The organism is Sphingomonas sp. GM_Shp_2 (assembly GCF_026540875.1).
Lineage (GTDB): Bacteria > Pseudomonadota > Alphaproteobacteria > Sphingomonadales > Sphingomonadaceae > Sphingomonas > Sphingomonas carotinifaciens.
Window position 1 is genome coordinate 34,376 of record NZ_JALNUQ010000008.1, and the last position, 20,371, is coordinate 54,746.

The 20,371-nt window shown below is 67.0% G+C and carries 30 protein-coding genes; 25 read left to right on the forward strand and 5 right to left on the reverse strand.

Features of this window, described 5'->3' with window-relative positions; genetic code table 11:
• Positions 1-31: 31 nt before the first annotated feature.
• From OXR08_RS04665 to OXR08_RS04685, 5 genes are all read right to left on the reverse strand, one after another.
• Entirely contained in the window at positions 32-433 is a 402-nt protein-coding gene (locus OXR08_RS04665) for a hypothetical protein (protein ID WP_267348089.1), read from the reverse strand.
• The gene (locus OXR08_RS04670) at positions 433-642 is read right to left on the reverse strand and encodes a hypothetical protein (protein ID WP_267348090.1); all 210 of its coding nucleotides are present in this window, start codon (positions 640-642) and stop codon (positions 433-435) included. Before OXR08_RS04670 ends, OXR08_RS04665 begins: the two co-directional genes overlap by 1 nt.
• Positions 642-965 carry a hypothetical protein gene (locus OXR08_RS04675; protein WP_267348091.1) on the reverse strand — a complete coding sequence of 108 codons (324 nt, stop codon included), beginning with the start codon at positions 963-965 and terminating at the stop codon, positions 642-644. The genes OXR08_RS04670 and OXR08_RS04675 overlap by 1 nt, the downstream gene beginning before the upstream one ends.
• 79 nt (positions 966-1,044) lie before the next feature.
• Positions 1,045-1,551: a hypothetical protein gene (locus OXR08_RS04680; RefSeq protein ID WP_267348093.1), complete on the reverse strand. Its 507-nt coding sequence runs from the start codon at positions 1,549-1,551 to the stop codon at positions 1,045-1,047.
• Positions 1,548-2,270, reverse strand: coding sequence for a S24 family peptidase (locus OXR08_RS04685; protein WP_267348095.1), 723 nt, complete (start codon positions 2,268-2,270; stop codon positions 1,548-1,550). The genes OXR08_RS04680 and OXR08_RS04685 overlap by 4 nt, the downstream gene beginning before the upstream one ends.
• Before the next feature lie 87 nt (positions 2,271-2,357).
• Between OXR08_RS04685 and OXR08_RS04690 the strand changes: the two genes are divergently transcribed.
• The 25 genes from OXR08_RS04690 (at position 2,358) to OXR08_RS04810 (ending at position 20,359) form a co-directional block, all read left to right on the forward strand.
• Positions 2,358-2,603 carry a hypothetical protein gene (locus OXR08_RS04690; RefSeq protein ID WP_267348097.1) on the forward strand — a complete coding sequence of 82 codons (246 nt, stop codon included), beginning with the start codon at positions 2,358-2,360 and terminating at the stop codon, positions 2,601-2,603.
• A gap of 91 nt (positions 2,604-2,694) precedes the next feature.
• Complete coding sequence (locus tag OXR08_RS04695) at positions 2,695-3,177, forward strand: phage regulatory CII family protein (RefSeq protein WP_267348099.1); 483 nt, start codon at positions 2,695-2,697, stop codon at positions 3,175-3,177.
• Positions 3,177-3,452, forward strand: coding sequence for a hypothetical protein (locus OXR08_RS04700; protein WP_267348101.1), 276 nt, complete (start codon positions 3,177-3,179; stop codon positions 3,450-3,452). The genes OXR08_RS04695 and OXR08_RS04700 overlap by 1 nt, the downstream gene beginning before the upstream one ends.
• Before the next feature lie 112 nt (positions 3,453-3,564).
• Positions 3,565-4,125 carry a hypothetical protein gene (locus OXR08_RS04705; RefSeq protein ID WP_267348103.1) on the forward strand — a complete coding sequence of 187 codons (561 nt, stop codon included), beginning with the start codon at positions 3,565-3,567 and terminating at the stop codon, positions 4,123-4,125.
• 33 nt (positions 4,126-4,158) lie between these two features.
• A complete protein-coding gene (locus tag OXR08_RS04710; protein ID WP_267348105.1) occupies positions 4,159-4,914 on the forward strand; it encodes a hypothetical protein in 756 nt (251 codons plus the stop codon).
• Positions 4,911-5,678 (forward strand): Rha family transcriptional regulator, encoded by a 768-nt coding sequence (locus OXR08_RS04715; protein ID WP_267348107.1) that lies wholly within the window; start codon positions 4,911-4,913, stop codon positions 5,676-5,678. The genes OXR08_RS04710 and OXR08_RS04715 overlap by 4 nt, the downstream gene beginning before the upstream one ends.
• A complete protein-coding gene (gene ssb / locus OXR08_RS04720) occupies positions 5,675-6,151 on the forward strand; it encodes a single-stranded DNA-binding protein (RefSeq protein WP_267348109.1) in 477 nt (158 codons plus the stop codon). The genes OXR08_RS04715 and ssb overlap by 4 nt, the downstream gene beginning before the upstream one ends.
• Positions 6,152-6,233: 82 nt before the next feature.
• Positions 6,234-9,074, forward strand: coding sequence for a phage/plasmid primase, P4 family (locus OXR08_RS04725; RefSeq protein ID WP_267348111.1), 2,841 nt, complete (start codon positions 6,234-6,236; stop codon positions 9,072-9,074).
• 292 nt (positions 9,075-9,366) lie between these two features.
• The gene (locus tag OXR08_RS04730) at positions 9,367-9,804 is read left to right on the forward strand and encodes a DUF6362 family protein (RefSeq protein WP_267348113.1); all 438 of its coding nucleotides are present in this window, start codon (positions 9,367-9,369) and stop codon (positions 9,802-9,804) included.
• Positions 9,805-9,968: 164 nt separating this feature from the next.
• Positions 9,969-10,325: an HNH endonuclease gene (locus OXR08_RS04735; protein WP_267348115.1), complete on the forward strand. Its 357-nt coding sequence runs from the start codon at positions 9,969-9,971 to the stop codon at positions 10,323-10,325.
• A gap of 72 nt (positions 10,326-10,397) precedes the next feature.
• Complete coding sequence (locus OXR08_RS04740; protein ID WP_267348117.1) at positions 10,398-10,871, forward strand: hypothetical protein; 474 nt, start codon at positions 10,398-10,400, stop codon at positions 10,869-10,871.
• Positions 10,872-10,878: 7 nt separating this feature from the next.
• Positions 10,879-12,648, forward strand: coding sequence for a terminase large subunit (locus OXR08_RS04745; protein WP_267348119.1), 1,770 nt, complete (start codon positions 10,879-10,881; stop codon positions 12,646-12,648).
• Positions 12,648-13,904 (forward strand): phage portal protein, encoded by a 1,257-nt coding sequence (locus OXR08_RS04750; RefSeq protein WP_267348121.1) that lies wholly within the window; start codon positions 12,648-12,650, stop codon positions 13,902-13,904. Before OXR08_RS04745 ends, OXR08_RS04750 begins: the two co-directional genes overlap by 1 nt.
• Before the next feature lies 1 nt (position 13,905).
• On the forward strand, positions 13,906-14,784 hold the full coding sequence (locus OXR08_RS04755) for a S49 family peptidase (RefSeq protein ID WP_267348123.1): 879 nt from the start codon (positions 13,906-13,908) through the stop codon (positions 14,782-14,784).
• A 78-nt stretch (positions 14,785-14,862) separates the two neighbouring features.
• A complete protein-coding gene (locus OXR08_RS04760) occupies positions 14,863-16,167 on the forward strand; it encodes a phage major capsid protein (RefSeq protein ID WP_267348125.1) in 1,305 nt (434 codons plus the stop codon).
• 70 nt (positions 16,168-16,237) lie between these two features.
• A complete protein-coding gene (locus OXR08_RS04765; RefSeq protein ID WP_267348127.1) occupies positions 16,238-16,687 on the forward strand; it encodes a hypothetical protein in 450 nt (149 codons plus the stop codon).
• A gap of 10 nt (positions 16,688-16,697) precedes the next feature.
• Complete coding sequence (locus OXR08_RS04770) at positions 16,698-17,354, forward strand: hypothetical protein (RefSeq protein WP_267348128.1); 657 nt, start codon at positions 16,698-16,700, stop codon at positions 17,352-17,354.
• Between the two features lie 15 nt (positions 17,355-17,369).
• Positions 17,370-17,915 (forward strand): hypothetical protein, encoded by a 546-nt coding sequence (locus OXR08_RS04775; RefSeq protein ID WP_267348130.1) that lies wholly within the window; start codon positions 17,370-17,372, stop codon positions 17,913-17,915.
• Positions 17,915-18,268, forward strand: coding sequence for a phage head closure protein (locus OXR08_RS04780; RefSeq protein WP_267348132.1), 354 nt, complete (start codon positions 17,915-17,917; stop codon positions 18,266-18,268). The genes OXR08_RS04775 and OXR08_RS04780 overlap by 1 nt, the downstream gene beginning before the upstream one ends.
• A complete protein-coding gene (locus OXR08_RS04785) occupies positions 18,265-18,678 on the forward strand; it encodes an HK97-gp10 family putative phage morphogenesis protein (RefSeq protein ID WP_267348134.1) in 414 nt (137 codons plus the stop codon). The genes OXR08_RS04780 and OXR08_RS04785 overlap by 4 nt, the downstream gene beginning before the upstream one ends.
• A gap of 4 nt (positions 18,679-18,682) precedes the next feature.
• Positions 18,683-19,078, forward strand: a complete 396-nt coding sequence (locus tag OXR08_RS04790) for a DUF3168 domain-containing protein (protein ID WP_267348136.1) — start codon at positions 18,683-18,685, stop codon at positions 19,076-19,078.
• A gap of 11 nt (positions 19,079-19,089) precedes the next feature.
• Positions 19,090-19,260 carry a hypothetical protein gene (locus OXR08_RS04795; RefSeq protein WP_267348138.1) on the forward strand — a complete coding sequence of 57 codons (171 nt, stop codon included), beginning with the start codon at positions 19,090-19,092 and terminating at the stop codon, positions 19,258-19,260.
• Positions 19,261-19,290: 30 nt separating this feature from the next.
• On the forward strand, positions 19,291-19,722 hold the full coding sequence (locus OXR08_RS04800; RefSeq protein ID WP_267348139.1) for a phage tail tube protein: 432 nt from the start codon (positions 19,291-19,293) through the stop codon (positions 19,720-19,722).
• Positions 19,723-19,724: 2 nt separating this feature from the next.
• Positions 19,725-20,078, forward strand: coding sequence for a hypothetical protein (locus tag OXR08_RS04805; RefSeq protein WP_267348141.1), 354 nt, complete (start codon positions 19,725-19,727; stop codon positions 20,076-20,078).
• A gap of 110 nt (positions 20,079-20,188) precedes the next feature.
• A complete protein-coding gene (locus OXR08_RS04810; RefSeq protein ID WP_267348142.1) occupies positions 20,189-20,359 on the forward strand; it encodes a hypothetical protein in 171 nt (56 codons plus the stop codon).
• The last annotated feature ends 12 nt before the right edge of the window (positions 20,360-20,371 follow it).

Sequence of the window (20,371 nt, forward strand, 5' to 3'; positions counted from 1 at the left end):
GCAAGGAACGAGGTGGTGCGGCTGGGACGGCTCACCGCGCGCTTCCTTGGTGCACGCGGGCCTCGATCCGCTTCGCGTCGACCTCTCCCACGATCTCCCGGGCGGCGGCCATGAAGCGGTCCCAGACGCTGCCGGCGTTCTTCGCCGACATGGCGGCCTTCACCTGTGCGATCCGCTGCTCCAGCGTCGTCTTGCGCTGCCGCAGCTGCGAGGCGGCGCGGGTGTCGTCCCGGCTCTTGGCGATGGTGATGTGCTGCTCGGTCTGCACCAGCTCGGCGAGCAGCTGCTGCCGCTCGTTCTGAAGCTGGCGGATCGACATGGTCGGCAGCGGCGGAAGCTCCACCCGGTCGCCCGGCATGATGAAGCCGCGCGCGGGGTGGGGCAGATCGACGCGGTGCGCGTGCTGCATCGTCCTGGATGCCTTGGCGTACATCAGTGCGCCTCCAGCGCTTCAGCCGGCAGGCGCCATAGGCGCCGGGCGTTCTTGTCGCTCCAGCGCGTCTCCATGTGCTGCCAGCGTACCAGTGCACGGCCGAAGCCTTCGACGTTCAGCACTGCGACGGGGATGAAGACGGTCCGCCACTGGCGGCGGGCGAGATACCGGACCCGGCGCCGGTCGACCTTGGGCATGGCGCGGATCATCAGATACGACCCATGGCGTAGGCGCCGATCAGGCTGATGATGATCCACAGGAAGATGACGATCGGGGTGGCGATCATCAGGCCCTTGGCGAAGGGCGCGTCCGGTGCGGGTGGCGTGACCGCCTGCGGGGGCGTGATGCCCCGGGCGCGCAGCCGGCGGACGGTGCGGCCGACGTCGCGGGACGCGGGCCGGTAGGACGGGACGCGGGCGGGGGGAAGCGCGACGGCCGGCGTCGCGGACTGCTCGTGGCCGAGCGAATGCATGAAGGCATGCAGCGAGGCGTCGGTGCCTACGCCATCATGGTGCTGGGGATGGGTGCGCATAGCGGTCTCCTGACCGCCGGGCGTCACATTGCCGGCGGCCGCCCGCTATCTGTACGAACAGTTCGTACGCGTCAAACGATTATTTCGTACATGCCTTTCGCATGCGTCGCACATCGGCTGGCGACGTATGTATGTCCCATTCGAACTCGCGCTTTGCCACGTAGGCACCCGGCATCGTAACCGAAACGTGATCAGCCTTCAGCATCGCCCGCACGAGCCTCCTGTCCGCGTCCTTCTCGCGGGGCATCCAGCGGCCCTTGTCGAACCAGGCCATCTCGACATGCTGCTTAGGCCAGCCACCAAACCTAAAGTCAGCGAACACGCCGCGAAGAGGAGGCGGCCGATCAGGCGCATGCACGAGGGAAAGATGCAGCGATGGAGCGCCGTCCTGATTGCACGAGGCAGAGATCTCGGGGCGCTGCCCCTCGACTAGCGCGCTCTCGGTTGAGACAAGACTAAGGCCGCCCATGAAATCGTCGTTCGTCTCAACGTAAGTTCTGCCATTGACCGGCGCGGCCCTCGGCTTGTCTGCTGGAGGGCCGTCACACGCCGACACAGCAAGCGCAAAGAAGATGATGCGCTTCATCGTTTGAAGAAGTGCTGCTGGTGGGCGCGAACGACGATCCCGATCACCCGCACATGATCGTCGTGGTGCACGTCTGCGTCAGGATTTCCGATCTCTATGTCTGTTTGGAATTCGGGCGAAGTCGATTCGCAGCGCAGCAGCCAGCGGTCATCCTCCCGGACCAGGCGCTTGCAGGTCATCTCGGTCAGGTCATGAGCAGTGCGCTCGACGATGACCAAGTCCCCAGGCCTTGGTGACAGGCCGCTAGCGCGGACGTCGATGCATTCGAGTTCGGAACCCGGGGGAATGACCTTGTCCATCGACTGACCATCCACGCGCACAGCAAAGCGCACGGCACCCTTGATCGGCGATGGCGGAACGACGATCGTGTATCGCTCTTCGGCGCGCCAGTGGCTCTGCTCCCGCCATATTCCAGCCGCCACCGATCCGATTACCTCTAGCCTGTCCTCATGAATGTCGCGGCCTTCTGGTGCTGATTCCCGCGGCACGACGCCGGCCAGCTCCATCACCTCTGCTCGTTCGATGCCGTGCAAGACGAGGATGTCTGCCACCCGGCGAGCGAATGGAACCGGCAGAAACTCGCGCTTCGACTTCTTCGTGTCCTCGTATGCCGCATAGGTGCTCAAGGCGAGACCAAGAGCCTCGGCCATGGCCCTGATCGTAACCTTGGGCTCGGCGCGCTCGCGTAGCGCCTTCAGTTTCGGAGCAACCGGTTCCATGTCGTGAGCCAATGCGCGATTTATTCGCACGCTGTCTGTACGAAATCTTCGTTGTAATCTGTGCGATTGAGTCGTACACGACGCTTCATGAGCGAGCGACGTACCCTCTTCGACGCCTTCGGTGGCACCCGCAAAATGGCGGACACCTTGGGAGAAGCCCCGTCTACGGTCCAGAGCTGGAAAACCGCTGGTCGCATTCCCGCTGGTCGCCAGCCGGCCGTTTTCGAGAAGGCGGCCGAACTGGATCTGGGCGTGACGGCCGAAGACATCATCTGGCCTATGGGCCGGACGGTGGCTGTCGCATGTCCTGAAGACTGTGTGGTGGCGGCATGATGCCCGTGCGCTGTCATGGCCATGACATTGCCGGAGCCGGGTGCGGTCCGTCATCGGGAACGACTGCCGACCTTTCCCAGCAGGCGGTGGCGTGACCATGATCGCTTCCACTGCGGTCAAGGGCCGCATCCTGAAGGTGCGCTTCGGCGAGCTGGTCGCGAAGGTCGGCGGGATCGAGGCGGCCGCTTCGCTGACCCGCGTCGGCAAGAGCGCGATCGCCCGCTACGCCTCGCTCAATCCGGCTGAGGCCGAGTGTTTCGCACCCGTCGACATCGTTCGTGACCTGGAGGCGGTTGCCGGCGAGGCGATCGTCACCGCCGCTTTATGCACCATGGCGGACGGGACCTTCGTCGCACTGCCCGATGCGCCCGCAACCCGGGAGGACCTGCTCACGCTGCTCGCAAGGCAGGCGAAGGAGCAGAGCGACACGACGGCCGCGATCTGCGCCGGCCTCTCGGACGGCAAACTCGATGCCGACGACGCCGAGAAGATCCTCGCCGAGCTCGACCAACTCATTCGTGTCTCCGCGCACATGCGCGCGGAGCTGCTGACCATCATGAAAGGGGACCAGTGATGCACAAGCTCCGGCTTCCGGCCGTCGTGCCGAACGAAGGCGCGCGGCTGCTCGGCCAATTCGTCGCGCACCGCGGCATCGAGGAGACCGCGCAGCTGCTGCGCACGCCTGCGGACTATGTCGAGCGCATGGTGCTGGGCGAGATGGTCCCGGGCATGACGATCGGCGCAGCGATCCACCGCGTGATGGGCGTGAAGGCGCGGCACTTTAACATGCGGCCGCTGGGCTGGTGGTTCGATGCCGCCTCCACGGCGCTGCCCGGCCGCGCTGCATGATTCGACTTCCCCAGATCACGCGCCGGGTAATCCCCCTAGCCTGCGCGCGTGACGGCGAGGCGGGACGCACGACGGTGCGCCTCGCCTCGCTCACCCGATGGAGGCGTCCGTGATGGCGACCCTTCCCGCCGTCCACATGATGGACGAAGCGCCCGGCATCGTCGCGGCGCCGGCCCGGATCGACGCATGGATGGAGACGGCCAAGGCTGGCGACACCTTCCTGTACGCGACGCGCGCCTGCCTGCCGATCGGCTCGGCCGGGGCCAAGCGGATGCGCGACCTGTCGGACCGCGGGCTCGTGATGCTGACCCGGGCGCGAGCGCCCCTCGATCCGACCGTCTTCAACTACAAGGCGGTCCGCACCTCGAAGGCGTGCGCGTTGACCAAGCCGCAGCGGCCCATGCTGCGCGCCGTGGCCGGGCCGGTCGTGCCGGCGGAAGCCGCGTCTATCGACGCGCTGCTGCCGGTGCTGTCGCGCTTCGCCAGTCGCGGGCGCCCCTGCCCCACCGACAAGCAGCTGGCCGAGCGGGCGGGCCTGCCGGCCGATGCGGTGCCCGCCGTCCTGGCGGCGATGATCGCCAGCAACCTGATCCGCGTCGAGGGTGTGTCCGCCCCAACCTATCGACGCATCCTGATCCTCTCGACGGGCGCGATGACGGGATTTGCGAAATGACCTTCATCCTCATGCCGCTCCGGGTTTGACGCCATGGCCCACGCCAAGCTCCACCGGCAGATCATGCTCGACTGGATCGAGAACGCCATCTCGGCGGGTCATCCGATGCCGGCCGACGCCGCGATCTGCGAGCGCTTCAACTTCCAGTCGACCGAGCTGGCGCGCACGCTGCTCGCCGAGCTGGCTGACGCGGGCAAGATCACCGTGCGCGGCGGCTACGGTCCCGGCCGCGAGATCCTGCTCGGCCGCGTGCGCCCCGGTGCCCTGCCGATCGCCAAGCCGGAGCCGTCGATCACGCGCGTGGACCCGGAGGTCGACGCGGCGGCAGCCAAGATCATGGCGATCGTTGGACGGGGGCGCGGCACGTCGCCGGCACCGTCCGCACCTCCCTCGCCCCTTCCCGCCGCCAGCGTCGCGGCGCCTCCTGTTGAGAAGGATCCTCCCATGCCCAATCCTGCCGACAAGAAGACCATCAGCTTCGTTGCCTCCGGCCCAGTGCTGGAGGAGATCCGCCGGCGTACCGCCGACGGCACCTCATTCAACCAAGCGATGCAGGATCTGCTCGCCGGCGTCATGCAGGCATCGAAGCCCGTAGCGTCGTCCGGCGCGGTCGATCTGTCGGCGCTGGAGGCGCATGCGCTGATTTCCGAACTTGCGCGCCGGGTCACTACCGGAGCTGACCCCGCCGATCTGGCAGCGGCCGAAGGGCGTGCGAAAGAAGCGGAGGCCCGGGCAGAAGCTGCCGAGGCAAGGCTGGCCAGCATCCGCGCCGCGATGGGTGCGGCATGACGGCGCTTCAGCAGCTCGTCCGCGTCGAGGACGGCGCGGTCGTCGCGGATAGCCGCGACGTGGCGGAGGCGTTCGGGCGGCGGCATACGCACGTGCTGCGCGAGATCGAGCGTCTGATTGACCTGCGCCCTGACATTGGGCCCACTTTTGGGCTCAAAGCGGCGAAGGTCAAAACTGGCTTCGGTGAGCGCGACAGCCACTACTACACGATGAACCGCAAGGGGTTCGTCGTGCTGGTCAGCGGCTTCAAGGGTGACCGGGCACTCGACTTCCGCATTGCCTTCTATGACGCGTTCGAGCGGATGGAGCGGACGATCGCCGCCATGGAGGCGGAGGCCGCGGCCCTGTCGGCACCGGAGCGACCGGCGATCATGGACGACCGCGACCGGTTGCGGGACGCCATCGCCTTCGTGCGTGCGGCGCAGATCGCCAAGCGGTGTCCGGTCGCGCGGCGGGCGTGGACGGTTGTTGGCCTCCCCGATGTCTTCACCGGCGACGCCGCGATCGAGACGTTCGGCGCGGCCGGCGACGTCGATCCCGTGGTGACCGCCTGGGCGGAGGACCGGCTGGAGCAGGCAGACGGACAGCGGACGCCGACGTGCATCCTGTTCGAGGATCATCAGCACTGGTGCAACGCGCAGGGCATCCGGCCCGCCGGTGCCCGTGGTTTCAGTCAGGCGCTCACCGCGATGGGCGTCATTGGTTTCAAGAGCAGCAGGATGCAGCGGCTGAACGTCCGCCTGCGCACGATGGGGGCAGTATGAGCAGCGTCAACAAGGTGATCCTCGTCGGCAATCTGGGTCGTGATCCGGAAAGCCGCAGCTTCCAGAATGGCGGCAAGGTGGTGAACCTGCGCATCGCCACGTCGGAGACGTGGAAGGACCGCAACAGCGGCGAGCGCAAGGAGAAGACCGAGTGGCACTCGGTCTCGATCCTGAACGAGGGCCTGGCCAACGTCGCCGAGCGCTATCTGCGCAAGGGGTCGAAGGTCTATGTCGAGGGCAAGCTCCAGACGCGCAAGTGGCAGGACCAGTCCGGCAACGACCGCTATTCGACCGAGATCGTGCTGCAAGGCTTCCAGGCCCAGCTGGTGATGCTCGACGGGCCGGGGAACGGGCAGGAGAACGGCCAGCGCGACGGCGCGGGGCGCGGTGCCCGCAGCGGAGGGTCCGCTGGTCGACCGGGCGGCTCGACCGGCGGGTTCGCCGACGACCTGGACGATGACGTCCCCTTCTGACGATCCACCGGGCGCGGTCGGCGCCCCTGCCCCGCTCGCAGGCCGGGAATAGCCTGCGCACCATCATCCAGGGGCATCTTCCGTGGCATCCAATTCCTCGCTGTCGCCCATGGGGCAGGCAGCGCTCCAATATGCTCGTCTCGGCTGGCCGGTGTTTCCGTGCCGCGAGCGCGATGGGCCGTTCTACGTCGACCAGCGGACGAAGCAGGAGCGGCGCGCCAAGGCCAAGCAGCCCTATATCGGCAACGGCCTGAAGGCCGCGACCCTCGACGAGCCGCAGATCCTGCAATGGTGGCGGCGCAATCCGGACGCCATGATCGGCCTGCCGCAGGGCGTGAACGGCTATTTCGTGATCGACTTCGATCCACGCTGGGAGGAAGTCATCGACCCCGCCACTGGCGAGGTGCAGCACGACGAAGCCGGCGAGATCGTCAAGCGCCTGTGCGGGCTGGAGGAGCTGAAGGCGGCGCTGGAGGCCCAGATGGGCGTGCCGCTGCCGCGCTCGGTCACCGCCATGACGCCGTCTGGCGGCGTCCACGTCTACTTCCGACAGCCGGACGGCGAACCGATCCGCAACCGCGGCAACCTGCCCGATCATGTCGACGTGCGCGGTGCCGGCGGATACGTGATCGGCGCGCCCAGCCGCTGCCTCGAGGCGGCCGACAGTGCCACTGGCGAGTATCGCTGGCTGCGCGATCGTGGCGACTGGCGCGACCCGGCCGCCTATGCGGACGCTCCGGCCGAGCTGATCGCGATCCTGCGCGCGCCCAAGGCCGGCAAGGACAAGAAAGCCGCCGGCGACCAGCCGGCGTCCACATCCTCGTCCCCTCCCCGCCGCGTGACGGGGAGCGATGATCCCGTTGAGGTGGCAGTGCGCAAGTGGGCGCTGTCGGCGCTGGCGGGCGAGGAGGAGAAGCTGCGCAATACCGGCCTTGGTGGGCGTAACACTCAGGCCAATGCCAGCGCCTTCCGTGTCGGCCAGCTGGTGGGTGCTGGCGCGCTTGGTGAGGGCATGGCGCGGTCCGTGCTGCAAGCCGCGGTGTCGGGCTTCAATGATGTCGCTCTTCACCATAGTTCGATCGAGAACGGGCTGACCGCCGGTATCGCGAACCCGCGTGATCTGACGTCGGTGATCGAGGGCGCCCGTCGCCGCGCCGATCGCGGCCCCTCCCGTCCCCGCACCCCCTCCTCCAGCGGAGACAATGGACCAAGCTCCCAGCCGGGAGGGTCGCTTGCCTTGGCGCGGCAGGAGAAGGGGCAGGAGGGCGATCATGAGATCGATCTGGCGCGAAAGTGCGCGCTCCTGCCACAGACGGACCTCGGCAACCTCCAGCGCTTCATGCGGCGCTACGGGTCGAACTTCCTGTTCGTCGAGCAGTGGGGCTGGCTGGCCTGGGACGGCAAGCGGTGGAGCCGCGACATGGCGGTGCCGCTGCTCGGCCGCGCGGTGCAGGACACCATGCGTGCCATCCAGGACGAAGCCGAGCTCGTGCGCGAGTCCGGCGTACCGGAGGCACCGGAGGACGGCTGGGATGCCGAGCAGATCCGGGCGCACGAGCAGCAGCAGCGGGAGAAGCTGGATCGGGTGGTGAAGGTCGCCCGCGACGGGACGGTCACCTATCTGTCCGACACCATCTCGAAATGGGGCCGCACGTCGGAGGGCGCGAGCCATATCAAGGCCCTGCCGGGCATGGCGGAGGCGCGTCTGGCGGCGCGTACCTACGACTTCGACAAGGACCCGCTGCGCCTGAACGTGGGCAACGGCACCTTGGTTTTCGCCCGGCCGGAAGCCGGCGAGGCGGCACGAGTGCGCCTGGTGCCGTTCGAGCGCAAGGACCGGATCACCAAGATCGCCGCGACCGAATATCATCCGGATGCCGGCAGTCCGATCTTCGACGCGTTCCTGGAGGAGGTGCAACCCGATCCGGAGATGCGGCAGTTCCTGGACGTGTGGTCCGGCTACAATTCCTTGGGGCTCGCCGACGCGCAGAAGATGGCGATCTTCTACGGGCAGGGATCGAACGGCAAGGGCGTGTGGCTCAACACGATGGCGCACATTCTGGGCGACTATGCCTGGGCGGCCGCGATCGAGACGTTCATCGACCAGGGCAAGTACCGCAAGGGCTCCGACGCCTCGCCTGATCTCGCGGCGCTCGCCGGCCGGCGCATGGTCTATGCGAACGAGCCGGAGGAAGGGTCGAAGTTCAGCGATGGCCTGATCAAGTCGATGACCAGTGACGAGCCGATCGGCGGTGTGCGCGAGCTGCTGAAGCCTCCGTTCCAGCTCGAGGTGACGTTCACCAACACGGTAGCGGCGAATCACAAGCCGAGGATCGGCACCGACCACGGCATCCAGCGGCGCGTCGAGATCATCCCCTTCGACGTGATCGTGCCGACCGAGCGGGCCGATCCGCTGCTGAAGGCGAAGCTGAAGGCGGAGGCGGTGGGCATCTTCAATCGGATGGTGCGCGGTGCCCTCACCTATCTGAACAGCGGCCTGCCGCGGCCGAAGGCGATCATGGAGGCCACGCGCAGCTATCAGGAGGAGAACGACATCCTCGGTCAGTTCCTGAACCTGTGCATCGAGAAGGCGCCCGGTGAGACGATCGGCTCGACGTTGCTCCACGAGCTGTTCGCGGCGTGGCAGGCCTGGGCGCAGCTGCTGCCGGCGAACGGCAAGCCGTGGTCGCCGAAGTATCTGGCCGCTCAGCTGGAGAAGAAGGGTTTCAAGAAGCGGAAGTCCTCATCGATGGTCTGGGACGGCATGTGGGCGCTCTACAGCGCCTCCGACTTTGTCGACGGGCACGGCAAGCCGATCGCGGACGACCTGCCCTCGCCGCGCACCAAGGATGGCCAGCCGGCCTCCACGCCCTCCCCCGACCCCTCCATCGGAGGGGCTTACACCGATGACGAACCGCTCTGACCCTCCCAGCCTCCATGCCGTGGGAGGGTGCGGACGCGCCAGAAACCGCGGATTTCCGCCATTCCGGGAGGGTGTGGGAAGGTGGGAGGCAGTTTCCGGAAGCCTGCCGTGCGTGCAGGCGCGCAGGCGCACACAGGCGCGCACATGAGTAACCCTCCCGTATTTCCCTCCCAAGCTCCCATAGGCTCAACAAATGGCTGATTTCTGCGGTTCCTACCCTCCCAACAACCCTCCCACATCTGGGAGGGATCAATCTACCCTCCCAACCCCTACGGGGCTGGCCTTCAGTGAGGTGGAGGACCGCCTCGTCGAGGCGATGCTGACGTGCTGGCGCACGCCGGACCGCGAGCGCGGCTGGCAGCGCCTGCGCTCGGCCTGGCCGGAGATCTCGCGCGATGCGCTGGCCGGTGACTATGACGCGCGCGGCGGTGACGGTCGCAGCAGCGACGTGCCGCTGAAGCTGGCGTCGCAGACGCGCGAGGAGGTCGCCGAGATGGAGGAGGCGTTCGGCTGGCTGAACGCGATCGACCCGGCGGATCGCAAGCTCGTCGGGCTCGCCATCGCCCAACTGGCGGCGGGCAAGCGTGAAGTCTCGTGGGTCAAGCTGCTCGGCCGGATGGGGCTCGATCGCGGGGCGGACGGGCTGCGTATGCGGTACGGCCGGGCGCTCCATGCGATCTGCGTCTCGCAAAGTGGCAGAAATCCTAGCCGGAGCCCGTCAAGGGCCTAAAAGTGCAGCGACGGCAAATTCTTTTGTTCGTCTATGAGCCGGAAACTGCCTATTTCTTATCACGCTGGGACGGGCCTTCGGGCGGCGCTCTGCATCTCTCCTGACCTTCATGAAGGGCGGCGCGGCTTCGGTCTCGCCGCCCTTCGTGCTTTCGAGGACCACGCGTGGCCAAGCTGACCAGCCTGACCCCGCGTCTCCAGCCGCTGCGGTCCAAGCTGTCGAGCGTGCCGGTCACCCGGCAGGACCGCGACCGGGCACGCGACCAGCGGCCATGGCGTCGCTGGTACAAGACGGCGCGATGGCAGAAGCTGCGCATGGCCGTGCTGCTGCGCGACCTGTTCACCTGCCAGTGGCCCGGCTGCGGTCGGATCGAGGCGGACACGTCGCTGCTGGTGGCGGATCACAAGACGCCGCATCGTGGTGACGCGGACCTGTTCTGGGATGACCAGAACCTCTGGTGCCTGTGCAAGCCGTGTCACGACAGCGCGAAGGCGCGCGAGGAGAACCGGCGTGGCGAGTGACCCGGGGGGGGGTGTAAAGTCCGGAAGGCCGATCGGTCCCAGACCACAGGCCTTCCCATCTGGAGATTTTTTTTGGGCAACGCGGATTTTTCGAACGTGGACCTGTTCGGCGACCCCGTGCAGCCGCGCCGGGAGGGCCGTGGGCGACCGGAGCATGTCTGGTCTCGTGAAAATTCAAACAAGGTCCTGCTGGCGTTTGCACGCGGCATGACGACAAAGGAGGCGGCAACGGCGATCGGGGTGTCCGTCCCCACGCTGCGCAAACATTATTCTTCCGAGGTTGCCCAGCGCGACGCGGCGGCCATCCGGTTCGAGATGGTCCAGCTCAACCGCCTGAACACGAAGGCGGCGGATGGATCGGTCGCGGCGGAGAAGGAATTGGGTCGTCGCCTGGAGAAGGCCCGGCTCGACGATCTGTCGAAGAGCATGTCGGCACCCACTCCCCGTCAGGAACGGAAGGGCAAGAAGGCCGAAGCTCAAGAGGCTGCGGAAGGCATCCGGGGCTGCTACGAGCCCCCGGCTCCACCGCCCGGTCTGCTGAACTGACGATCGCATGATCGTCCAGCAGCCGGTCTGGACGACTGCCTGTCTGGACTGGGAACAACGGATCGTCGAGCGGCGGTCTCTGGTCCCGTTCGCTCCGCTATTCGCCGGGGAGGCGGCCGCCGCGCTCGACGTGTTCAAGTCGCTGCGCATGGTGGACGTGGCCGGACAGCCTACCTTCGGGCAGGCCTGCGAGCCGTTCGTGTTCGACCTCGTGGGCGCCATTTTTGGGGCCTACGACGCGCAGTCGGGGCAACGGCTGATCGAGGAGTTCCTTCTCCTCATCAGCAAGAAGAATGGCAAGTCGACGATCGCGGCGGGGATCATGCTCACCGCCCTGATCCGCAACTGGCGGCATGATGCGGCGCTGAGCATCCTCGCTCCGACGCAGAAGATCGCCAACAACAGCTTCGGGCCTGCGGCGTCGATGGTGCGGGCGGACCCAAAGCTGAAGGCGCTCCTGCACGTCGTCGACAACCAGCGCATGATCAAGCACCGGGTCACCGGCGCGGAACTTCGCGTGATCGCGGCGGATACGCAGACGGTCGGCGGTAGCAAGGCTGGCTTCGTCTTGATCGACGAGCTGTGGATCTTCGGCAAGCGCGGTAGCGCCGAGTCGATGTTTGAGGAGGCTACGGGCGGTCTGGCGTCGCGGCCGGAAGGCTTCGTCATCTACCTGACGACGCATAGTGACGAGCGTCCGGCCGGTGTCTTCAAGGATCGGTTGGATTACTTCCGTGGTGTCCGGGACGGGACGATAGAAGATCCGCGCAGTTTCGGCATGCTCTATGAGTGGCCGAAGCACATGCGAGAGGACGAGGCCTATCTCGACCCGACAAACTTCTATGTGACCAATCCCAACCTGGGGCGGTCGCAGTCGGTGAACTTCATCCAGCGCAAGCTCCGGCTTACGAAGGAAGGTCGCGGCGAGGACGGGGATACGTCCGAGCAGATCGTGCTGGCGAAGTATCTGAACGTCGAGATCGGCCAGCGCCTTGCGCGGGACCGGTGGCAGGGGGCGCCCTACTGGCCGCGCTGCGCAGTCAAGGCGCTATCGCTCGACGACCTGATCGCCCGCAGCGAGGTCATCGTCGGCTCGGTCGATGGCGGTGGTCTGGACGATCTTCTGGGTCTGTGTCTGATCGGGCGTGAGAAGGGCAGCAAGCGCTGGTTGATCTGGGCGCATGCTTGGGCGTGGTCGGTGGTGTGGGACCGCCGGAAGGACATCGCGCCCAAGCTCGACGAGCTGGTCAAGGAAGGCACGCTTACCAAGTGCGTCCTGCCCAATGATATCGATCTCGACGATGAGACGATCGGCGATGCCGACGCCGTTGACGACGATCTGACCGAGGACGTGCGGGGCGTCGTCGAGGTGTTCGTGAAGGTGCGCGATGCGGGCCTGTTGCCGGAGGCGGAGGGCATCGGCCTAGACCCGGCGGGCGTCGCCGCGATCGTTGACGAGCTGTCGGCCGAAGGCTTTCCGCCCGAAATGCTGAAGGCGATCGCGCAAGGCTGGCGTCTGAACAGTGCCATCAAGGGATTGGCTCGCAAGTGCGCCGCGCGGACCGTCAGGCATGGCGGAACAGAGCTGATGAATTGGTGCATCGGCAACGTGAAGCAAGAACCTCGCGGCGCCAATGGCGTGGCTATCATGAAGCAATCGGCCAGTGCCAAGATCGACCCGGCAGCCGCGATGTTCTCCGCCGCGATGCTGATGACCTTGAACCCGGAGGCCCCTGGCGGCTTCGTCTACAACGAACGTGGGATGGTGATTTTGTGATGGGACCTGACGATTATGTCCGCGCCCGTCGCGGGTTCAACACCTCCGAAGGGCATATGAGTGCCGGTCCCGTTCCGGGGCGCCCTGCCCCGTCGAACGTGACGGACGGCCGCTTCTTCGGTGATGAGGTCTGGAACGTCCTGTCGGCGCTGCCGCTGGAGGCGAACACGGCAGAGACCGCCGCACGCGTCGCAGCGGTGTTCTTCTGCACCTCCATCATCGCGGAGGCGTTCGGCAGCCTCGGGCTGGAGTTCCGGGACGACAACGGTCCGCGCAACGACTTCCCGCTGGCGAACACGCTCGCCTATGAGCCGAACCCGCTCCAGACCGGCGCCGAGTTCTGGTCCGCCATGGCGTTCTGCGCAGTCCTGCGGGGCGAGGCGTTCGCGGAGCCTACGGTCGGCATCGACGGCGTCGAGGTGTGGCCGCTCAACCCGCTGCGCCTGACGTCCGAATGGGGCGAGCGCAGCATGTCGGTTTGCTACCAGTCCGAGCAAGGCACCCGCCGGCTGTATCCGCAGCAGCTGTTCTGGGTCACGACCCTGTCGGACGGTCGCCTTCAGCCAATGGTGCCGTGGAAGCAGGCAAAGGGCGCGATCGACTTCCAGCTGGCGCTGGAGGTCGGCGCCCGCGCCTACTTCCGCAATGATCGCCGCCCGGCGGGCGTCGTGACGACCGAGCAGAAGCTGACGGACGAGTCCCACGGCCGCCTGAAGGATGGTGTGTCGACCTGGAAGAAGGGTGGCATCCCCGTCTTCGAGCAGGGCGTGAAGTATCAGGCCGTCACCAGCTCGAACGACGACGACCAGCTGGTCGACCTGTTCAAGCAGCGCACGCTGGAGCTGGCGCGCTACTGGCGCATCCCGCGATCCATGGTGTCGGACGATGGTGGCAACGCCGGCAACAACGAGCAGGACACGCGCAGCTTCGTGAACTGGGCCGTGCGTCCGCTCACCCGCCGGTTCGAGCAGGCGATCACCGTGCGCATCCTGCCGCCTGACATTCGGGCGGCAGGCATCCGCGCCAAGTTCAATCTCGACAGCATGCTGCGCGGGGACGCGGCGACGCAGTGGAAGAACGCGGTGCTGGCGCGGACCGGGTCGGTGATGAGCATCGACGAGATCCGTACCGGCTGGTTCGGCCTCGCGCCGCTCGGCGAGGACTGGTCGCGTGACCCGCGCACTGCCCTCAACAGCAACAGAGCCGCGGACACCGCCACGGGCGGCGAAACGGCACCACAGGACAAGGTGAACTAAGATGGATCGCGCGATCGTCGCATCCGCCCTGTGGGCGATGCATCCGGCCTTCCTGGACGCCATGCTGAAAAGCGGGTCGATCGAAGCCATGATCCCCGACAGCCTGCGCAATCTGGCGACGGTGATGGGCGGCGGTCAGGCACAGCAGGCCAAGCAGGCCGATCCGATCCGCGAGGGCGCGACGGTGATCATGCCGATCACCGGCACGCTGGCGCCGCGAGGTCTGTACGGCGCGACCTACTACAACGACATCGGCGATCGGGTCCGTGAGTTCGCAGCCGACCCGAAGGTCGGCGCCGTCGTCCTCGCGATCCGCAGCCCTGGCGGCTACGTATGGGGCTGCGCGGAAGCCGGTGACGCGATCTTCGAAGCGAGGCAGTCGAAGCCGATCGTCGCCGTCGCCGACCCTTACTGCTTCTCGGCCGCCCACTGGCTGGCGACCCAGTGCAGCGCCTACTACTGCACGACCAGCGGCGAGATCGGCTCGGCCGGGGTTCGGTCGGGCCACTCCGACGTGTCCGGGTTCGAGGACAAGATCGGGATGAAGACGACGCTGATCGCGTCGCATCCCGACAAGATCGCCGGTCACCCCTACGGCCCGCTGACCGACGAGGACCGTGCAGAGATCCAGGCGTCCGTCGACGAGAGCAACGTCCAGTTTGTCGCCGCGATTGCGCGGGGCCGCGGGCTCAAGGCTGGCGAGGTTGCCGCGATCCACGGCTCCGGCAAGACTTTCTCGGCCCGTCAGGCGCTCGCGAACGGCGCGATCGACGGGATCAGCACGCTGCGCGAGGTCGTGGCGCAGATCAATACCAGCCGCAGCCGCCTGGCGCTGATGCGTCGGCAGGCAGCGGCGATGGAGATGGCACTCTCCATCTGAACAGGTCCGTCCAACCGGGACGACATGGGCAGCTTCGGCTGCCCTTTTTTATGGGCCACGCGCCCGAAAGGAAACGCGATGACGATCAATATCGCAGTGTTGAAGACGGAGGCGCGTGCGGTCGCTAAGCGGCAGCAGGAACGCCTCAACACCGCCATCACCGAAAACCGGGATCTGACCGCGGAGGAGGAGGCTGCCGACAAGGAGGACGTCGCCAAGCTCGCGCGACTGACCGCGCAGATCCAGCGCGCCGAAGCCGCCATGGCGGCCGCTGCCGCGATCGGCGCCGAGCCGGCCGCGCCCCCTCCCTCGACCGGTCCGCCCTCCGGAACCACTCCCGCCCAGCCGCGTCAGCAGCTGGACAATGGCGGCTTCGCCAATCTCGCTGACTTCGCCCAGGCGGTTCGCGTCGCCAACCCCGCCGCAGGCCAGTCCTACCGCGTCGACGATCGGCTCGCCGCGCCGGCCAACGTCCACATGGAGGGCGGCGACACCACCGGCAGCTATCTGGTGCCCGCCGAGTTCCGCCAGCAGATCGTGAACCTCGTCTTCGACGACGGCAACGATCCGATCATGGACCTGATCTCGCCCGATCCCACCGCCTCCAACCGCGTGATCGGCCTGGGCGACGAGACGACGCCGTGGGGGTCGAGCGGCATTCGCGCGGCATGGCGCTCCGAAGGCGAGCAGATGCAGCCCAGTCGCATGGAGCTGACGCCCCGCGAGACGAAGCTCGGCGAGCTCTATGCCTTCGTCCTCGCGACCGAGGAACTGCTGGAGGATGCCCCGCGCGTTTCCACCCTGCTGACCAACCACGCCGCGGCAGCGATCCGCTGGAAGGCGGCTGACGCCTTCATGTACGGCGACGGTGTCGAGAAGCCGCTTGGGTGGCTGAACTCGCTCGCCACCATCCTCGTGCAGAAGGAAGCGGGTCAGGCGGCCGCATCGGTCGTGCGGCAGAACATCGCGAAGATGTTCGCGCGCATGATCATGCCGACGCAGGCCAGCTGGCTGATGAACAGCGACGTGCTGCCCTCGCTGATGGAGATCAAGACCGAGGCGGGGGTGCCGCTCTGGTATCCCAACTATCAGGCGTCGCCGGGTGGTACGCTGCTGGGTCGCCCCGTGATCTTCAACGAGCATTCGCGCTCGATCGGACAGGCGGGCGACATCCAGTTCGTCAACCCGAACGGCTACGAGGCCTTCCGCAAGCAGAATGGCGTCAGCTTCGCCGACTCCATCCACCTCTACTTCGACTACAACATCCGCGCCTTCCGCTGGGTGTTCCGGATCGGCGGTCAGCCGGTGCTGTCGAAGCCGGTCACGCCTGCGAACGGCGTCACCACCAAGTCGCACTTCGTCGCGCTCGCCGAGCGCGCCTGAAGCCCAGCCCCGGACCCGCGCCTGGCGCGGGCCGGTCGTCCCGTGACGGCCGGAGCAGAAGGACCCTAGAATGTTCGGCAATCTGAACCCGTCGGACCGCGCTGGTATCGCGGCCGTCATCAATCCCGCCCAGGTGGCGCCCGGCACGGTGACCACGCCGTGGGTCGATGCGCGCACCTTCTTCGCACTGCTGGCGATCATCTCGACCGGTGTCCTCGGCGCTGGTGCGACCATCGACGCGATCGTCGAGCAGGCCACGTCGGACGCTGGTGCCGGTGCCAAGGCCGTTGCCGGCTCCGCCATCGGCCAGATTGCGAAGGCGACCGGCGACAACAAGCAGGTGGCGATCAACGTCCGTCCCGAGGATCTGGACAAGAACGGCGGCTTCAAGTTCGTCCGCCTGTCGATCAACGTGGGCGGAGCCGCCAGCTTCCTGTCCGCCCTGCTGGTCGGCTTCGACCCGCGCTACGGCGCGGCCGGCGCCAATCAGTCCACCACCGTCGCCCAGACGGTTCGCTGAGGAGGATGCGATGATCGAGTTCCTTCAGGACTACAAGACGCAGGCGGTCCCGCCCGAGACCTTCGAGGCAGGCCAGCAGGTCAAGCGCAGCGAGGCGAGCGAGCTCTACTTCGTCCGTCTGGGCGTTGCCGGGTTCGTGACCGATGCCGGTCTGGTGAACGAGGACCATCGACCGATCGGCTCCACGCTCGCCAGCGTCGCCGAAGTCATCACTCCCGGCGATCGGCGCTTCGCGTTCGGCGGCCGGGGTGGCGAACTGGCGCTTGGTCTCGATGCGCCGCAGCGCGCGACCAGCGGCCCCGGCAATGCGATCCTTGCCGGCGGTGATCAGCAGACCACCGCTGCGGTCGGCGAGATCGAGCGGCTGACGTCGGAACTGGCGGACGCCAATGCCGAGGGTGACGAGCTCGCCCAGGCGGCCGATCGACTGAAGCTGGCCCTCGCGACCGAGCAGCAGGCGCATGTCTCGACGCGGGAGGAGCTTGGCCGCGTCCGTACCGATCTCGACGCTGCTCAGAATGGCCGCGCCGAGGCGGAGAAGGCGCACGCTGCGGCCAAGACCCGGATCGAGGATCTGGAGCGGCAGCTGGCGGAAGCGACGAAGCCGGCGCCCGAGCAGCAGGATGGCAAGAGCCAGCCGGCGTCCAAGGCCGACAAGGCCAAGTAAGAGAAGGGGCGGCCCATGGCCATGACGATCCGGCAGGCCGCCCCTATCAACGGGGCGGCAGTGTTGCCCGATGTTCTCGTCGCGCAGCAGCTTCGGCAGGACAGCGACGACGACGCAGCGTTGATCGGTGTCTACCGAGCAACCGCCTTGCAGTGGGTCGAGAAGCGAGCCCGGGTGTCGATGCAGCGGCGCGCCTGGCTGGCGCGGTTCGATGGATTTTCCACGACCGTCCGTCTGCCAATCGGGCCCGTCGTCTCGGTTGCTACGGTGACCTATGACAATCCAGCGGCGTCGAGCGTCGATGGTGCGGGGCTGTGGCGTCTTGCCGGGGAGGTCTTGTCGCTGGCCTTCAGTACGCAATGGCCTGCGATCATCGACCCGGCCGGTGCAACGATCGTGGAGTTCGTGGCCGGTACGGTCGATGCCACTACCGAATATCCGCACCTCTGTGCTGCGGCGCTGATGTTGATCCAGCATCTCTATGACGGCGGAAACCTCAACACGCCGCCCGCAGCCGTGACCATGCTGTGCGACGTCGATCGCGTGCCGGTGATTGGCTGATGCCGATCGACAGCCGCGAGCTGGACCGGCGGATCGAGATCCTGCGGGCCGATACGATCGACGACGGTCTGTCTCAGGTGACGGGCCCCTTCCGACCGATCGGCAGGCGGTGGGCGAAGAAGACGGATGTCAGCGACGGCGAGCAGATCCGCGCGGCGCAGGTCGAGCAGTCGCTGACGGCGCGCTTCCTCGTGCGTCACGACAGCCTGACCGCCCAGATCGACGGCACGTACCGCCTCACCTGCGAAGGCACGACCTATGAGGTCACGGGCACCAAGGAAGCGCGAGGGCGGCGGGTCGGAATCGAGATCACGACGGCCTCGCTCGTCGAGAAGAAGGGTCCCGCCGCATGAAGGTGAAGGTCACGTCCACCGGCACCAAGGACATCGCGCGCCGGCTCGACGCCATGTCGAAGGCGCTCCAGCGCAAGACGATCATCCCAGTGCTGATCAAGAACACGCGGCCGATCGCTGACGACATGCGGGACAAGGCGCCGCGACGTAGCGGCCAGCTGGCGAACAGCGTCGCGGTGTCCACCCGCCTGTCGCCGCATCAGGCGACGGTGAACGAGCCGATCGCGCAGTTCGAAGTCTATGTGGGCCCGGGGCCACTACCGCAGGCGATCCAGGAGGAGTTCGGCAACGACCACCAGCCGGCCGAGCCGTTCATCCGCCCGGCCTACGATGCCGGCGTCGATCGCGCGCTCCGCGGCATTGCGGAGGATGGCATCGCCGCGATCCTCGCGGCCGGCAAGAAGGGCTGACCGAATGGAGGAAGCGCTTCGCACGGTGCTGCTCGGCACGGCGCCCCTCACCTCGCTCGTGGAGCGCCGGATCGGCTGGGGTCTGCGGTCGCAGGGCGACCCGCTGCCGGCAGTGACCCTGACGCTGATCAGTTCGGTCGCCGGGCTGATGATGACGGGCTCCAGCGGGTGGACGCGTGCGCGGGTCCAGGCCGACGTCTGGGGCCGCACCTACAAGGATGCGCGCGACGCCGCGCGGGAGATCGCGGGCCGCAGCGGGGTGCTGAACGGCGCGCGGGTCACCGTCGAGCGCGTCCGGCTGCGCACCTTCATCCAGGCCCAGCGCACGCTCGATACGCGTGACGCCGAGGGTCCCCTGTTCCGCCAGTCGATCGACGTGACGGTCTGGCACGACGCCTGAGGAGACACCCGATGAAGATCACCGTGACGACCGCCTTCTACGACCAGGAGGCGGAGGGAAAGCTGCGCAAGGTCGGCACCGTGATGGAGGTGTCGAAGGAGCGCGGCGCCGCCCTGGTCAAGCTCGGCCTCGCCAACGCCGGCGAGGATGCGGCCGAACCGACGCCCCCGCTCGCCAAGTAACCCCACCCTCAACACCACTGGAGACAAGCCATGGCAGAAACCGTCGCTGCGACGGACATCGGCTTCAAGACGATCCTGTCGAAGAAGTCGGGCGCGAGCACCAAGACGCCCCTCGCTGAAATCACCGAAATCAACCCGCCGGAAATGAACCGGGACAGTGTGCAGTTCACGCATCATTCCAGCCCCGATGGCTTCCACGAGTTCAAGCCCGGGCTGGCGGATGCCGGCGAGGTCAGCGTGACCTACAATCTGGTGCCCGGTCTCGCTGACGATGCGGTGATCGCCACCCATTTCGCAAGTCGCATCGTCGAGGGGTGGAGCATCACCTTTCCGAACGGCGCAACGCTGGACTTCAACGGCTTCGCCACCTCCCATGGTCGCGCAACGCCGCTGGACGACAAGATGACCGGCTCGGCGACCTTCAAGATCTCGGGCAAGCCCGTGATGACGCCGGCGGCCTGACCATGGCGGCCAAGCTCAAGGGCGAGGTGTCCTTCAAGGCCCTCGCCAGCACGTTCACGCTCGTCGTGGACTTCAACGCGATCTGCGCGATCGAGGAAGAGCTCAACATCAAGATCGACGAGATCGGCGATCGGCTGAAGGGGAGCGGCAAGACAATCCGCTCCGTCTTCCGCATCGGCCTCGCCGCCCGGCATGGCGCGCTGACCGACCTGGAGGCCGGCAACCTCATCCAGGAGATCGGCGTCATGAAGGCGGCGGAGCTGCTGGCCGAGGCGATGACCGCCTCCTTCCCGGAGGCGAAGAAGCCCGCAAGCCCTCGGGCGCCGGCGACAGCGCCGGAGACAGCTGGAGCATAGAGCGGGCGCTGTCGGTCTGGCTGGAACTCGGTCTGGGCACTGACCCGGCCGAGTTCTTCCGCTGGACGCCCCGTCTCCTGGATCTCGCCGTCGCGGCCAAGGCCGAGGCGGTGCGGGTCGAACACGACCGCGCGATCGAGCGCGTCTATCTGGGCGCCATGCTCGGCCGGGTGAAGAAGCCGCCTCCGCTGGAGAAGCTGCTCAGTCGCCGCAAGCCGAAGCCGATGGCGTGGCAGGACATGCTGAAGGCGGCCGAAGGCTGGTGCGCCTCCCTCAAGTAAAGGACCGGACCA

What these genes read in the sequence shown, in the direction of transcription:
- ssb (WP_267348109.1), top strand. Translation starts at nt 5,675, where the DNA reads ATGAGCAGCGTCAACAAGGTGATCCTCGTCGGCAATCTGGGTCGTGAT.
- OXR08_RS04770 (WP_267348128.1), top strand. Translation starts at nt 16,698, where the DNA reads ATGATCGAGTTCCTTCAGGACTACAAGACGCAGGCGGTCCCGCCCGAG.
- OXR08_RS04790 (WP_267348136.1), top strand. Translation starts at nt 18,683, where the DNA reads ATGGAGGAAGCGCTTCGCACGGTGCTGCTCGGCACGGCGCCCCTCACC.
- OXR08_RS04665 (WP_267348089.1), bottom strand. Translation starts at nt 433, where the DNA reads ATGTACGCCAAGGCATCCAGGACGATGCAGCACGCGCACCGCGTCGAT.
- OXR08_RS04675 (WP_267348091.1), bottom strand. Translation starts at nt 965, where the DNA reads ATGCGCACCCATCCCCAGCACCATGATGGCGTAGGCACCGACGCCTCG.
- OXR08_RS04750 (WP_267348121.1), top strand. Translation starts at nt 12,648, where the DNA reads ATGGGACCTGACGATTATGTCCGCGCCCGTCGCGGGTTCAACACCTCC.
- OXR08_RS04785 (WP_267348134.1), top strand. Translation starts at nt 18,265, where the DNA reads ATGAAGGTGAAGGTCACGTCCACCGGCACCAAGGACATCGCGCGCCGG.
- OXR08_RS04745 (WP_267348119.1), top strand. Translation starts at nt 10,879, where the DNA reads ATGATCGTCCAGCAGCCGGTCTGGACGACTGCCTGTCTGGACTGGGAA.
- OXR08_RS04670 (WP_267348090.1), bottom strand. Translation starts at nt 642, where the DNA reads ATGATCCGCGCCATGCCCAAGGTCGACCGGCGCCGGGTCCGGTATCTC.
- OXR08_RS04765 (WP_267348127.1), top strand. Translation starts at nt 16,238, where the DNA reads ATGTTCGGCAATCTGAACCCGTCGGACCGCGCTGGTATCGCGGCCGTC.
- OXR08_RS04800 (WP_267348139.1), top strand. Translation starts at nt 19,291, where the DNA reads ATGGCAGAAACCGTCGCTGCGACGGACATCGGCTTCAAGACGATCCTG.
- OXR08_RS04680 (WP_267348093.1), bottom strand. Translation starts at nt 1,551, where the DNA reads ATGAAGCGCATCATCTTCTTTGCGCTTGCTGTGTCGGCGTGTGACGGC.
- OXR08_RS04690 (WP_267348097.1), top strand. Translation starts at nt 2,358, where the DNA reads ATGAGCGAGCGACGTACCCTCTTCGACGCCTTCGGTGGCACCCGCAAA.
- OXR08_RS04795 (WP_267348138.1), top strand. Translation starts at nt 19,090, where the DNA reads ATGAAGATCACCGTGACGACCGCCTTCTACGACCAGGAGGCGGAGGGA.
- OXR08_RS04780 (WP_267348132.1), top strand. Translation starts at nt 17,915, where the DNA reads ATGCCGATCGACAGCCGCGAGCTGGACCGGCGGATCGAGATCCTGCGG.
- OXR08_RS04760 (WP_267348125.1), top strand. Translation starts at nt 14,863, where the DNA reads ATGACGATCAATATCGCAGTGTTGAAGACGGAGGCGCGTGCGGTCGCT.
- OXR08_RS04685 (WP_267348095.1), bottom strand. Translation starts at nt 2,270, where the DNA reads ATGGAACCGGTTGCTCCGAAACTGAAGGCGCTACGCGAGCGCGCCGAG.
- OXR08_RS04700 (WP_267348101.1), top strand. Translation starts at nt 3,177, where the DNA reads ATGCACAAGCTCCGGCTTCCGGCCGTCGTGCCGAACGAAGGCGCGCGG.
- OXR08_RS04710 (WP_267348105.1), top strand. Translation starts at nt 4,159, where the DNA reads ATGGCCCACGCCAAGCTCCACCGGCAGATCATGCTCGACTGGATCGAG.
- OXR08_RS04705 (WP_267348103.1), top strand. Translation starts at nt 3,565, where the DNA reads ATGGCGACCCTTCCCGCCGTCCACATGATGGACGAAGCGCCCGGCATC.
- OXR08_RS04775 (WP_267348130.1), top strand. Translation starts at nt 17,370, where the DNA reads ATGGCCATGACGATCCGGCAGGCCGCCCCTATCAACGGGGCGGCAGTG.
- OXR08_RS04805 (WP_267348141.1), top strand. Translation starts at nt 19,725, where the DNA reads ATGGCGGCCAAGCTCAAGGGCGAGGTGTCCTTCAAGGCCCTCGCCAGC.
- OXR08_RS04755 (WP_267348123.1), top strand. Translation starts at nt 13,906, where the DNA reads ATGGATCGCGCGATCGTCGCATCCGCCCTGTGGGCGATGCATCCGGCC.
- OXR08_RS04715 (WP_267348107.1), top strand. Translation starts at nt 4,911, where the DNA reads ATGACGGCGCTTCAGCAGCTCGTCCGCGTCGAGGACGGCGCGGTCGTC.